Here is a 13,234-nt window from a genome sequence, read left to right as displayed (position 1 = left end):
CAGATCAAGGGTGGCATTATCAACATCGTAAATGGGTAAAAACCTTGAAGAAGAACAAAATTTTTCAAAGTATGTCTAGGAAAGCGACCTGTGCAGATAATGCCGTGATGGAGAACTTCTTTGGCCTTATGAAGCAAGAAATGTATTACGGGGAACCCTTGGTTTCTTATACTGAATTAAAGAAGGATATCGAGAGGTACATCGATTATTACAATCACGAACGCATAAAAGAAAAATTGGCTGGTTTAAGTCCAGTGGAATACCGAACTCAAACCAGCCACACAGTTGCATAATCAAAACTCTAACTTTTGGGGTTCACTACCATTGCACCTCTTTTTTATATTATTCTGGAATGTTCCCATTCGATCTCCTCTTTTGTTTATTAACGTTAATCAACATTGATTTACTTTAACCATTCCGTTTTTAATTGTTCTTTTATTTCACTTATTTGTTGTAAATATTGTTTTTTCTGATGTGTATCGATTTCTTGACTTCCATACCGAACATGACGGTATATTTGAATCGCTTCATGATCAACAACATGAGCTATACGATAACGACTTAGCCATTCTTCAATCGACTCATCGACAAACCGTCCTAATCCTTTTTTGGCAGCCCAATTCTCTAATTGATAAAAAGCTTTACGAATATCATCAGAAGGTTTATTACCTCGATTTCGATGATTTCTCCACCATTTTTTATCATGGATTTGTTTCGATTCAGTTATATATTGATTGTCATCTTCTACTTTTTGTCGTTTGACACCTTGTAAAAGCTTATGTCTAAATTTAAATAAAATCATAACGATGATAATGATAGCTATTGTTAAAAAGATGATTAACAAATGTTCACTAGTTATGACTTGCTCTGTATTTTCCATATTAACTGATTCCTGAGGTCTTGGTGGGAGTTCACCTGCTCCCTCATCGCCTTCCTCCATTTCGATTTCATTTTTCTCAAGACTTTCTAAATAATTAAAAATGGGATTTAATATGAATAATACACCACTCACAACGCCTTGAATGGTTGAATAATAGATTTGTCTAACGATTGGGGTTAATAGCAAAACTAAAAATGCACTACCAAAAATGACTGTCGCAATCCCTAAAATAGTGATCATTTTTTTATTTCGCTGATCAAGAATGCCGTCCTCATCTAATGTCAAGTGATAGAGCAATTTACCTAGCAGAAGGATGGCCAGCTGTATAATCAACATCAATAATATCCCATCCGCTTTTGGGTGGTCCTGATAAATACCGGTTACATGACCTACGAAAGCTGCAATGACAGAAAGACTTATAAACGTCGGTTCACTTTCTAGGTGGGGTTCATCCTCATGTCGAATGGCACGCCAAGCTAAAAACCCTGATAAAGCAACTGACAACAATGGACTAAACCCGACCAACCAAGCGACAACAACGAACAATGGCGTCATTAATAAAATATGAACGAATTTAAGGTTATGGTTTAAAACAGATTTTTGAATCCATAACATGATAAGAGATACGATCAACCAAATGAAAAAGCCAACTGTATGGGGTGTATAATCAGACAGAATATTATGGCCGTATAAGGCAATCCATACCGTCATTAATTCAACTAATAAACGTTGCCACGTTAATATTAAACTAGATAGTTGATTCATAGATTTGGTCTCCCTTCATATGAAGAGGAGTGATTTTTGCCTCTTGTGCTGATGTTTGTACGCTATAAACCGAATAGCCTTGATGCATCCATTGGTTAAACATCTTTAAATGTGATTCCTCTAACATACCTATATGAATAATGTGTGGTGGCTTATTTTGTCGGTCAACGTATTGCAGAGTACGGTCATATTGAGCTGTTATTCCAATTGGATTGACACGGGCTAATAATTCTAATGCATGCATATAATGATTCTTACCTTTACCTAAAGGCAGGTGAACATAAGGAACACCTTTTAATCCCCTAACATTAATGTATATCTCAAATGGGATTTGATGCTCTGTTGCATACCGGCACATATATGCTGTGTGTTCAAGATATTTTTCTATTTCACTGAATACATTAACGCCGTGCTGGACTTTAATATTAATTAAAAAGCACCAGGATAGTTGGTTAACCTTCTCAACAATTTTAGTTTGTAATTGTTGCTTGCGTGCTGTTAATTTCCAATGGATTCGGTTAAACGGATCACCACTAACATAATCCCGTGTTCCGATTTGAAGGATTGGCTGTTCATAAATGGAGTGTTTGACCTGCTGATCGCCATTGTTTTTAGGGTCTAATAAATCTAACCCTGCGACATTTTCCAGTTTCGGATAAACAACAACTTCTTGCTTATAAAGGCGATTATAATATAGGTCAATCCAACTAAATCCCATAAGGTTAGGGATGGATAGTTTAATCGTTCGGATTTTTCCAGCGCCTCTATGTTTTGATTGAACCGGTAATATTAAATTTTTCTTTTCAAAGCTTAATAACGTCATCGGTATTTCAACCGTTTCTGTATGCGGATGGTTTGTTTGATCAGAGAGCTTTGATTCCAAAACATGGTCATATGTAATCTCTAAGCGAGCGTTTAGAATGGGGAGTATGCCCTGCTGACTTAACGTAATCTCTAATTGCTCCTCTTCACCTGGATAGCTTCTAATTTTTCGAACTGGATTATCCATGACTAAATAATCGTCAACATGTTTTTCATAAAAACGGCTAAACCAGTAAATAAACAATAAAAGCGCACCTGCAAACATTAACATCGGATACGTACCAAAAGACTGAAAGAAACTAAAAAAGATAAATAGACCACCAGGAATCGTTAACCAAACATAGATATCGGAACTTTTGGTTTCCTTTCTAAACATTAGCGCTCGACTCCAAGTTCAACGGGGACTTCTACCGTTTTTAATACATCCTCCATGACTTCACGTTGACTTTTCTTAGTAGATGCTTCAAGCGTTAACACTAAACGGTGGGCTAACACGTATGGTGCCATTTTCTTAACATCTTCAGGAATGACATAATCCCTTCCGTCTATGGCTGCACATGCTTGAACAGCACGCATTAGCACGAGTGTTCCTCTTGGACTTACGCCGATTTGTGTATCATCACTTTCTCTCGTTGCATGAATGACTGATAGTAAATATTTTTCGATTTCATCAGATAGATATATATGTTTAACAGTCTTTTGGTATTGTATGATCTGCTCTTTAGAAATCATTGAGACTAACTCATCAATCGGATTAGCAGTTTTATAGGCCTTCATGATTGTTTGTTCTTCATTAAAAGTCGGGTAACCTAAATCAATTTTCATAAAAAAGCGATCCATTTGAGCTTCAGGTAAATCAAAGGTACCTTGTTGTGATTCAATGGGGTTTTGAGTTGCGATAACGATGAAAGGTTGCTCGATTGGAACTGTCGTCCCATCAATGGTTACTTGTTTTTCTTCCATAACTTCTAATAGGGAAGACTGAGTTCGTGGGGTTGCGCGATTAATTTCATCAGCTAAGAGGACGTTGGTTAATACAGGGCCGACACGTAGTTCAAATTGTTGATCTTTTGGATTAAAAAAATGAATACCTGTTACATCAGAAGGTAGCACATCAGGTGTGAACTGAATCCGCTTGAAGTCGCCATCTATTGATTTAGCTATGCTTTTAGCAAGCATGGTCTTTCCGGTTCCTGGGACACTTTCTAATAAAATATGCCCTTCATTGACTAAGGCATTAACGATAAGTTCGACAACATCCTCCTTTCCTATAATAACCTTCCCTATTTGTTCTTTTAATTGATTCGTAAATGCTTGTAAATCCATTCACATCCTCCTTTATTTTATTCAATGGTTGGTTTGTATAAAGATCGGTTGTTTAATGGGTATATACGTTCCGTAAACTCCCCGGGTTTCACTTTAGCTAATGCCCGATTCATCATATTCATCTTAGCATCCATTAAATCAATTAAATGCAAGACTTCTGCTTCTCTAATTTGTGGCGCTTTTGGGCTACCCCATTCAGCTTTACCGTGATGACTTAGAATCAGATGCTGTAATAGTAAAACTTCTTCCCCTTCTATGCCTAATTCTTCAGCAGCTGACGAAACCTCATCGACCATCATCGTGATATGACCTAATAGCTTACCTTCTAATGTATAAGTTGGGGACATTGGGCTCGACAACTCTTTGACCTTCCCAATATCATGCAAAATGATCCCAGCGTATAACAAATCTGCATTAATATCTGGGTATAATGACTTGATCTGGTCCGCCAGCTTCAACATTGACACAACGTGATGAGCTAGACCTGCCGCATATTCGTGGTGATTTTTAGTCGCTGCCGGATAAACGAAAAGGTCATGTTCATATTTTCGTACAAAATATCTGACAAGGCGTTGAATGTTAGGGTTTTGCATTTCAAAAATTTTCTTTGTGATGTACTCTTGTAACTCCTCTACAGGAACAGGCGCTTTTTCCATAAAGTCTTCAGGGCTAACGCCATCAGTTGGACTCGTCAATCTAATTTGGCGTATATTCAATTGTGGCTTACCTCGGAATTGTCGAATATCCCCATGCACATGAACGATTGACTCGGGTAAAAATACCTCTTCGTCTTCTTTAGATATTTCCCATAGCTTCGCATCAATCTCCCCTGAACGATCGCGAAAAATAATTGTTAAAAACGGCTTACCATTACTCGCAACACCTTTATCAGCCGATTTAATGAGGAGGAAACCCTCAAATTGTTCCCCCACAACTGCTTCTGCGATTCCTTTACTCACTTCTCATCTCCCCTTTTTCTAGTTAACAACAATTGAATCAGTTAGATCCATGTATTCAAACTGGTTTGAATGATTCGGTTCACAAGTCAGATAGATAATCTGTTGTTCACTGGATAATTCTCTTAAACGGTTTAACATATTTTCTTTTCGTTTATGATCAAAATGTACAAATGCATCATCTAATACAAATGGAGCTTTAATGACTTTTTTAAAAGAGTCATTTAATGCTAATCGTAATGACACATATAATTGATCAGCTGTTCCTTCTGATAATTGACCAATATGATACCAATCGCCTGTTGTCTTCTGTGCTAAAATAGTTTCTTCATCATTGACGAATTGAAGGTCTTTGTACTGACTATTTGTCAGTTCATTAAAATACGTCCTAGTTTGTTCCATAATATCAGGAAGGTAGACATTTTGATACCTATTTTTTGTTTCAATTATAAAAGCTTCAGCTGTTTTATAAACAGACCATTCCTTTGCTAATTGAGTGATCTCTGCTTCTAATAACGCCCTATTATGGACTAAATCAGATAAAACCCCTGTTTCTTCGATTTGTTTAATTTGAGCCTGTTTTTCTGAAATTTGATGACGAATTTCTTCTATTCGATTATTTGTTTCCTTAATGGACTTCTGTAACTTGTCAGACCGTTCACTTAATTCATTCCAATCATAGCTTTGTTTTGTGATGTTTTGCGCTTCATTCCCAAAAATTTCATAAATAAAAGTATAGGCCTCACTAAGTTGCTTTTTCTTTTCTACATACTGATTATAAGTCTCCGCCATAGCTAAAAACTCTTCCTCTGCTTGTACACCCAGACTAGAAAATAACTCTTCCATTTCCTGTTGATAAGGTTGATAGGCTGCAGAATAACTTTCATATTGATTGGTTAAATCTATCAGTCTATTGTCTAATTGCTTTTTATGATTAAGCCATTCTTTTTCTAATTCAATTTTTTCTTTAAATTTGTCCCAAAGTGTTTCCGAATAGGGCATTAAAAAATCAGGTTCATACAATTTCAAGACACTATAAGCTTTTTTGTTAAGTTCATTCAACTTGCTGTTATAGTCATGCATTTGTTCTTTAATATGGTCTAGGTTCTGAGCATAACTTTTAGCTGCTTCTAGGTTTTCATATACATTCGGCCATTGATATAGTTCATAATTTGATAGAAAAGGGAACTTTTCAATTTCATTCTCAATTTCCTTTTCTAATGTTCGTAATTCATCACTGACATGATCGTGTTCCACTTTTAGTTCATTTAAATTTGACTCGATGAATTGTTTTTTGACAATTACATCTTCAAGTTCCTTTTTTTGCTTTTCATAATGATCTAGTTTCTGGTTAATTTTCGACAATTGTTTTTCGCTCTCATCTAGGAAATTCTCATTCAAAGGCTTATAATTCGAATTTAGTGAACGTTTAAGATCTATATGCTGGCGATTAATGAATAATAAAACAACCATTGAAATAACAGCCATGGCAGCTAATATTCCGTAATCTGTCCAATTATTAGAGAATGTTGTGAATATATTGTAAAGCATGATAACACCTATAAATATCGGGGCAATCAATTTTGTCATACGTAGTGAACGTTCCATCTTTTTCATGGCTTTTTGTTGCGTTTTCATTTCAGCCTGAAGCTGTCTCTTCATAACTTGTTCTTGTTTAGCCATTTTAATTTGCTCATTTTGTTCTTTTAAATGTTTAACGTCATGCTCTTCCAACATATTGTGTTTGACCTGTTTTTCATATTGGACTTCAGCATCTAACTCCTCTTGTTTGGCTATTATTTTCCGTTTAATTTCTTTTTGACGTGTTTTCACATTCTCTAGTTGCTGAACTAAACGCTTCCAATTTTCATTTGTGTAGCTGTTTATTGCTAAGGAACTAAGATCATCAACAGAAAATTCCAGACCTAAATTCCTTAAGACTTGATGAAATTGGTAATGAAGCCCATTCTTTTGTTCAACTAAATGACTAATTTTGTGTTTTAGATCAGTGGCTTGCTGTATGATTCGCTCAGCTTCAGAAATTGACATTAACCATTGATTTAGTTTACTTTTGTATTCATAATCGTCCAATTCTTGTTCAACCTGCTGAATATTCGACTTCACCATATTAAGTTTATCAACATAGCCTCTGCTCTGTTCTTTTAATTTTTCAAATCTCTCTTTTGCATTAGAGGGAAATTGTTTAACTTCATTAAATTGCTGAATCTCCACATCTAAAATTTGATATTTAACAATTGAGTCCTTAACTTGGATTAATTTTTCTAATTGTTTCGCCTGATCAGATAATTGGTCATGAGAATGCTTTAGATCCGTTAATTCCTTCTGCCGTTTTCTAACTTGTTCATAAAGAGCCTGGTGCTGATTTTCACTACGTTCCACCTGTTCTATTTCTTGATCTAGCTTTTTAATTTGATTTAATTTTTCATTTAATGGCGGTCTTCTACCGTGTTTTTTAAACAACGATTCTGCATAACCCAAAAGTTTATTCTCTAATTCCGTTATTTGTTCTGATCCTGTCAGACCTAAATTAAATAACACTTTTCCTATATCCTCAGGTCTATATTTCCGAATGAACTGCAAATCGCGGTCTTGGAACGAAAAAATTGATTCAAATAAAAAACGGTTCAACCCTTTTAATGCAAGTTCAATATCTTCCTCAGAGACTTGGTTACCATTTATAAAACCAACTCTTTTGCCTCGATTACGATGTTCCAGGCGTTCAATGATCCATTCCTGATCATCTAATTCAACAACTAATCGTCCTCCTAATTGACCATCTACTTTAGATCTGTAGCGTTCACGCTCATAAGGCTTTAAGCCAAATAAAATATAAGTCATGAACATACGAATAGATGATTTACCAGCTTCATTAGGGCCATGAAAATAGTTAAATCCATCACGTAATGAAATTTTTTCTCTATTCCATTTTCCAAATGACACTATATCTAGTTCCTTAATCAGCATGATCGTCACCATTCTTCATTAATTCTTTGATAATCAGTCGTTCTGCTTCTTCTTTAATCTCATCTTTGACCTCGTCTAAATTCCAATGAATATGCTTTTTAAACGTATGATGCCTCAGAAGATCTTGGATATATTTCTCAACCTCTTTACCTTCATCAATCGTTTTAATAACTTCTCCTGCAAATTGGTTGGAATCTTTAAGCTCCACACGATTATAGGAAATGTCTTCGTTGACTTTCATATCCTGAATCCAAACCCAATATTTTTCCTCCTCTTCAGGACCATTAATCATATTTAATATTTCTTCAATTTGTTCAACGTTAACATCAATTTGACTCGTTTCATCTAATTGGATCGTTAACCGTAAAAATATTTTCTCATGTTCAGTTTTTAATAAATCTTTATATTGTTCAAGTGCATGAAGAAAGTCATCGATGGTGTTTACACCTTCTAACTCTAACTCTTTTTGTAGAAACATGACTTCCTGCAAAGGGAAAAAGGAGAGCTGTGTTTGATGAGGTGATAAATCCACAATGTAGCAGCCTTTTTTTCCCGTTTCCTTGATATGTCGACCTTGGATGTTGCCAGGGTAGACTGCATAAGGCCGATCCAATATAATTTGACGTTGATGTATATGTCCAAGAGCCCAATAGTCAACTTGCTTACCCTTTAAATCGTTTAATAAGAAAGGTGCGTAAGTGTCATGATCATTATTAGACTGAAGGCTTCCATGCAACATAGCAATATGATACAACGAATTATCTTTCGCATCATATTGTCCAACCATCTTCTCAGTTACATCTCTCTCCTCGTAACTGAACCCACTAATTTGTGCCAAGGGTTTACCATGTTTTTCGCAAACAAAGTGTGAGACGGATTGTGAAGTAAAAACGAACGTATTTGAAGGGAATGATAAGTCAGCTTTCTCCTGCATTCGATAATCATGATTTCCAAAGCTTATATAAACCTGAATATTATGTTCTTTAAGCTTTTCTAAACCATGCTTGAGAACCATTCTAGACTTAATTGAAGCAGAATATTGATCAAATAAGTCTCCGACAAATAAGACAAAATCAACACGTTGGTCAATTGCTAAATTGATTAAGCGGTTAAAAGCCATTAGAGTACTTTCTTTTATATCTTTAAAAATAGAATTTGGTAAATTCTTCATTCCTTTGTAAGGACTATCTAAATGTAAATCAGCAGCGTGTAAAAAACGAATAGATTTTAAATCTCGCATTCTATTCCTCCATACTATGTTATAAGGTTATTTTACCAAAAATAAAAAGCGAATGCACGTTCGGTTGTATTTTTCTCCAATATAATTGCTATTTACAAAAATCATTTAAATCAATATAGTTAAAGTTAGAGGAGGAATCAGAATGAAAACTTATTACTTAACGGTGTATGCCAACGACGGAGAAGCATTATTAGACGAGCAGTTTAAAGCAGAGAATGACGATGAAGCCAAGGCGTTAGGCACTCAAAAGCTAAAAGAATATAAATATGAGGACCAAACTCATCGCTGCGTTTCTCCGGATGGACGTTTACTACTTTTCCATAGGTAAAAAATCCAAGCTTCTATGAAAATTAAAGACAAGTGCATGTATGTTTTTATTATGATAATAGTAATTTGTCTTTAATGCCACACATTATATAAAAATAAGTACATCACTTATATATTAGTGGTGTACTTATTTATTAGATATATTTTGTGACCGCATTTACTATAAAACAAATATGAATGGTAAAAATTATACTGGGTCGAAGTTTTGATAATACAGAAAAAAACACACATAAAATCATCAAAAAAAGAACTTTTTAGATTGTTTAAAATAAGTAAAGAATTGAAAAACATTCATTACTTATTGCCTTTAATTTCACGTCTCGTATAATAAAAGTTATTGGAATAAAATAGCCAACCCCAATGATTTGGAGTTGGCACTAATTGAAGCGAGTGTTCACTTGTTACGAACCATTAAGACAACTAAAGAATATTTAATTGTACAAGTAAGGCTAGTAGGATTTGAACTAGAACTTGAAGGGAAACGGCAACGTCCGTATCTCTTGTTCTCACATCTACTGTTTCACTGCCTTCAATCACAATCTTTTGTTTGTTTACTTGATCAATTTCTGCACTTTGTAGTAACTCTTTTGTTACGAGCTCTGCACGGTTACTATCAGCAATAGAAATATTGACAGCTAAAGCAATAGCAACTTGAACTGCTGCCTGAATAGAAACAGCAACTTGCGTATCAGTAGATGTTACATTTACATCACATGAATCACGAATTTCAATTATATCAAATGAACCTTGGAAAATATCAGAATCTTGGGCATCCGCAGCAGTTATAGCGGAATTACTGTTATTACTGCAAAAAGTGAACTCATCAATACGATTAAAATTTCTTCTTCTACTTCTCCTACCCATTATTCTCATCCTCCCTCTCATTAGTTTTTTTCATTAATTTACGAAGGGGGCTTTCTACTGTCTGCAACTCCTCCGCAATATTGTTCGTTATCTCATCATTTTGAGAGACATAATCATTAACTATTGACTCTAAATTTTTAGCAATATCTCTTAACTCTTGTTTTTGCTCTTCCGACAATTCCACTAGACTTGCTTGATCCCCTGCAATATCGTGCTTCTTCAACACTCTAGCTACCGTCATTCCTGCTAAGTTCTTTGATAGCCTTGTTAGTTCTTGGTTCATATCACTCAATATTCTTTCACTCCTTTCTTTCTTCTTTGATATTACTATATTAACGATAATCACTCCTGTTTATGTTGTACCCTATTCTATTTTAAAAAAGGTGTATGACTTAGTAGATTAACCTTATTATTTAAAAAATGTACCCTTGATATAGGAACGAGTTCAGTTTATGTCTAAACATTAAATAAAAAAACAAGAAAGAGTTAATCAATTGCAGATTAATCATGTAGTTCAAACCACTTATGACAATTACTTAAACATCTGTCTATGAGTACATGTAAACAAAATGATAAAAGGTGCACCTTATTTATGTTTTGGAATATATACTGTAAATAAGAGGCCGTTAGTTGAACAATAAATAATTGCTTTAAATGAATCTATATATAGTACAAAAAAAGGATAGATGAAACAGGTATTCTCCCTGTTCATCTATCCTTTCCTTTTACTTATTAAATATTGACATTAAATCTAATCATTTTATTTTAAAGTGTTTTAATGATTATTCTTGACAATTTAATAAAATCTAATCGCTCGGGGTTGCACAGATATTACTGTTCTTGTCCTTCTTCGCCATAAAGTTCTTCTAATGGTTTCGTAATGATTTTACTAATGTCTGAAATTAATGTATTTAAACGTTGTTCTTCTTCCATCAGTTTTGAGATATCTTCCTGTTGTTGAACAAGTTCTACAACTTTTTTAGCTTGGTTGACTTCTTCTTCCGTGATTTCCTCTCCTTGCATTTGTTTTTGCTGCAGGTTCAGTTGAGTTTCACGAAAATCATCAAACATTTTCTTCGTTTGCGGGTCGTTCATCACTTTATCATAAGCTGCTTTTAAACCCTTAAATTCGTCACTTTCACGTAGGCCTTTTTCAAGATCATACGCTTGATCATAAATATTCGCCACAATATACCTCCTAATATTTCATTACTTTCCTACTGTAACAAAGAATAAACCGACTGTATAGTCATTTAAGATAGCCATAAAACGATTATACCTTGAACTAAACCAATCATACCTCCTAAACATGCACCTAGATATGTAATCATATTCATTTCTCTTTGTGTAATTTCTAGTACTAATCGCTCAATACGTGAGATATCGAATGATTGAACTTCTTTTTTAACCAATTCAAATAAGTTTAGCTCCTCTAAAAGATGACTCATCTGAGTTGAAAGTTTTTCTAATGCTAATTGAACGATAGATGGGACCCAATTCTCTTTGAAATTCTCTAATTTGTCACCTAAGCATTCATTTAATGGTTTGTGTAAATAGGCTTGAACTCCAAATCTATCCATAATGTAACGTGCAATCTGTCGTTCAAAATCATCATCTTGAATTATAGTTTGAAGATCCTTTTCTTTAAGCTTATCCCACTCTTTTCTCAACAGTTTTTCAACGGTTTGTTGTGTATCAGATGACTGTAAGAACATGTTTATGGCCGGTATAATTTTTTCAGCTAATCCATCTTCACCTAAATAGGATGACACCATATTACCAATGAAACCTTGGCTATTTAGAAACTTAGATGCGCTTTCAGAAATGTTACGTTTACCTTCTTCACTAGATAAGTATAGCTCAATTTGCTGGATCACATACGTTGAAAACTGAGGAATTCGTTGTTCAATCGTGTTAATCGTACCATTTGGCAATAACTGTTCTACAGTTGTTTGTTTATTTTCATTTATAATGACATTCTCAATTTCTTGTTCGATAGCATACGATGTTAAATTGGGATTTATCCTTTGTAAAAGATGAATCAAGGAATGATCTCGTTTTAACCATTCATCGATTTGTTCATTTATCATGACGACGATTTTTTGTTGAAAGTCACGATCTATAACTTTATCTTGCAATGAATCACTTGTTACTAAATATTCCGTTACAACCCGTCCTAATTGTTCAGCTAATTCTGCTCGACGTTTTGGAATTAATCCTGGGGTAAATGGGAGTCTCCATTTTACGAAATATATTGGCTCATAAGGTCGAAATAGCATTTTTATGGCTAAGTAATTCGTCATGCCACCAATTAATGCTCCGATTATAACCATCAAGCAAATGATTGTGACTGTTTCCATTTTTTCACCTTTCCATAATAATCATGATGATTACTATTTTAAACATGATTAACGATTTATTACCAGTATTGACTTTACATAGGCAGCACAAACTATAACCAAAGAAAGGAGGGGTCACTTTTGGCAAAGCCAGATCGACGGAATCAGGATAGCCGAAGTGAGTTTGATATTGATATTGACCGTATGTTAAACGAAGGATTAGCAGGAGGTTATGTGCGACCAACCTATAATCGCGCACAAATTGAAGGGGCTCATGAGATCAGAAAAAATGATGAGCCATTTAGTACACCGGATGAAACTCATAATGATTAACATATACTAACTTGACCCTCCACCTATTAGAGGGTCAAGTTTTTTAAAATGAAAAAGAGGGCCTTAAAAGGTACTGCACCCCAAAAGTTAGAGTAAAAAATCTAACTTTTGGGGTGTTTTTATATGGCAAAATATAGTAAAGAGTTCAAAATGAAAATTGTAAAAGAATACTTGGAAGGTCCATTGGGTTCCACTTCGCTGGCTAAAAAATATGGTGTTCCCAATCAGGAGCAAGTAAGAAGGTGGGTGAATGCTTATAAGGTTTTGGGTGAGGAAGGTTTAATGAGAAAGCGTTCAAAAACAGTTTACCCTGTTCAATTTAAGCTAAATGTATTAAACTTTATGAAACAAACGGGCGCTTCTTATCAAGACACGGCCACGGCTTTTAAGATGAACC

At 34.7% G+C, this 13,234-nt stretch carries 14 protein-coding genes; 4 read left to right on the top strand and 10 right to left on the bottom strand.

Annotated elements, in window-relative coordinates:
* Nucleotides 1-293: IS3 family transposase (locus tag BLP77_RS15555; RefSeq protein ID WP_143001455.1), on the top strand; the 293-nt coding region annotated here is incomplete at its 5' end.
* Nucleotides 294-403: 110 nt separating this feature from the next.
* Here BLP77_RS15555 and BLP77_RS15550 read toward each other — a convergent pair.
* From BLP77_RS15550 to BLP77_RS15525, 6 genes are read right to left on the bottom strand one after another with little or no spacing between them, the layout of a single operon-like run.
* Complete coding sequence (locus BLP77_RS15550) at nucleotides 404-1,645, bottom strand: DUF4129 domain-containing protein (RefSeq protein WP_093858041.1); 1,242 nt, start codon at nucleotides 1,643-1,645, stop codon at nucleotides 404-406.
* Nucleotides 1,629-2,843: a DUF58 domain-containing protein gene (locus tag BLP77_RS15545; protein WP_093858040.1), complete on the bottom strand. Its 1,215-nt coding sequence runs from the start codon at nucleotides 2,841-2,843 to the stop codon at nucleotides 1,629-1,631. Before BLP77_RS15545 ends, BLP77_RS15550 begins: the two co-directional genes overlap by 17 nt.
* Entirely contained in the window at nucleotides 2,843-3,793 is a 951-nt protein-coding gene (locus tag BLP77_RS15540; protein WP_093858039.1) for an AAA family ATPase, read from the bottom strand. Before BLP77_RS15540 ends, BLP77_RS15545 begins: the two co-directional genes overlap by 1 nt.
* 17 nt (nucleotides 3,794-3,810) lie before the next feature.
* Nucleotides 3,811-4,752 (bottom strand): 3'-5' exoribonuclease YhaM, encoded by a 942-nt coding sequence (gene yhaM, locus BLP77_RS15535; protein WP_093858038.1) that lies wholly within the window; start codon nucleotides 4,750-4,752, stop codon nucleotides 3,811-3,813.
* An 18-nt stretch (nucleotides 4,753-4,770) separates the two neighbouring features.
* Nucleotides 4,771-7,734 carry an ATP-binding protein gene (locus BLP77_RS15530; protein ID WP_176753105.1) on the bottom strand — a complete coding sequence of 988 codons (2,964 nt, stop codon included), beginning with the start codon at nucleotides 7,732-7,734 and terminating at the stop codon, nucleotides 4,771-4,773.
* A complete protein-coding gene (locus tag BLP77_RS15525; RefSeq protein ID WP_093858036.1) occupies nucleotides 7,724-8,974 on the bottom strand; it encodes a metallophosphoesterase family protein in 1,251 nt (416 codons plus the stop codon). The genes BLP77_RS15530 and BLP77_RS15525 overlap by 11 nt, the downstream gene beginning before the upstream one ends.
* Before the next feature lie 142 nt (nucleotides 8,975-9,116).
* Here BLP77_RS15525 and BLP77_RS15520 point away from each other — a divergent pair, with 142 nt between their 5' ends.
* Nucleotides 9,117-9,302 carry a YhzD family protein gene (locus BLP77_RS15520; RefSeq protein ID WP_093858035.1) on the top strand — a complete coding sequence of 62 codons (186 nt, stop codon included), beginning with the start codon at nucleotides 9,117-9,119 and terminating at the stop codon, nucleotides 9,300-9,302.
* A gap of 419 nt (nucleotides 9,303-9,721) precedes the next feature.
* Here BLP77_RS15520 and BLP77_RS15515 read toward each other — a convergent pair whose 3' ends face one another.
* The 4 genes from BLP77_RS15515 to BLP77_RS15500 all read right to left on the bottom strand — a co-directional run bounded on the left by BLP77_RS15515 (nucleotide 9,722) and on the right by BLP77_RS15500 (nucleotide 12,525).
* Nucleotides 9,722-10,165, bottom strand: a complete 444-nt coding sequence (locus BLP77_RS15515) for a spore coat protein (RefSeq protein ID WP_093858034.1) — start codon at nucleotides 10,163-10,165, stop codon at nucleotides 9,722-9,724.
* A complete protein-coding gene (locus BLP77_RS15510) occupies nucleotides 10,158-10,457 on the bottom strand; it encodes a hypothetical protein (RefSeq protein ID WP_093858033.1) in 300 nt (99 codons plus the stop codon). Before BLP77_RS15510 ends, BLP77_RS15515 begins: the two co-directional genes overlap by 8 nt.
* 539 nt (nucleotides 10,458-10,996) lie before the next feature.
* Nucleotides 10,997-11,353: a YlbF/YmcA family competence regulator gene (locus BLP77_RS15505; RefSeq protein ID WP_093858032.1), complete on the bottom strand. Its 357-nt coding sequence runs from the start codon at nucleotides 11,351-11,353 to the stop codon at nucleotides 10,997-10,999.
* A 65-nt stretch (nucleotides 11,354-11,418) separates the two neighbouring features.
* Complete coding sequence (locus tag BLP77_RS15500; protein WP_093858031.1) at nucleotides 11,419-12,525, bottom strand: DUF445 domain-containing protein; 1,107 nt, start codon at nucleotides 12,523-12,525, stop codon at nucleotides 11,419-11,421.
* A 120-nt stretch (nucleotides 12,526-12,645) separates the two neighbouring features.
* On the opposite strand from BLP77_RS15500, the gene BLP77_RS15495 reads away from it, so the two are divergent.
* Both BLP77_RS15495 and BLP77_RS15490 read left to right on the top strand, forming a co-directional pair.
* Nucleotides 12,646-12,837: a hypothetical protein gene (locus BLP77_RS15495; RefSeq protein ID WP_093858030.1), complete on the top strand. Its 192-nt coding sequence runs from the start codon at nucleotides 12,646-12,648 to the stop codon at nucleotides 12,835-12,837.
* Between the two features lie 123 nt (nucleotides 12,838-12,960).
* On the top strand, nucleotides 12,961-13,234 hold a 274-nt coding region (locus BLP77_RS15490), incomplete at its 3' end, for a helix-turn-helix domain-containing protein (RefSeq protein WP_143001430.1).

This window comes from Tenuibacillus multivorans (assembly GCF_900103915.1).
Classification (GTDB): domain Bacteria; phylum Bacillota; class Bacilli; order Bacillales; family Alkalibacillaceae; genus Tenuibacillus; species Tenuibacillus multivorans.
Note: the sequence above shows the minus strand (reverse complement) of the source record. Positions and strands in the feature narration are given on the sequence as shown.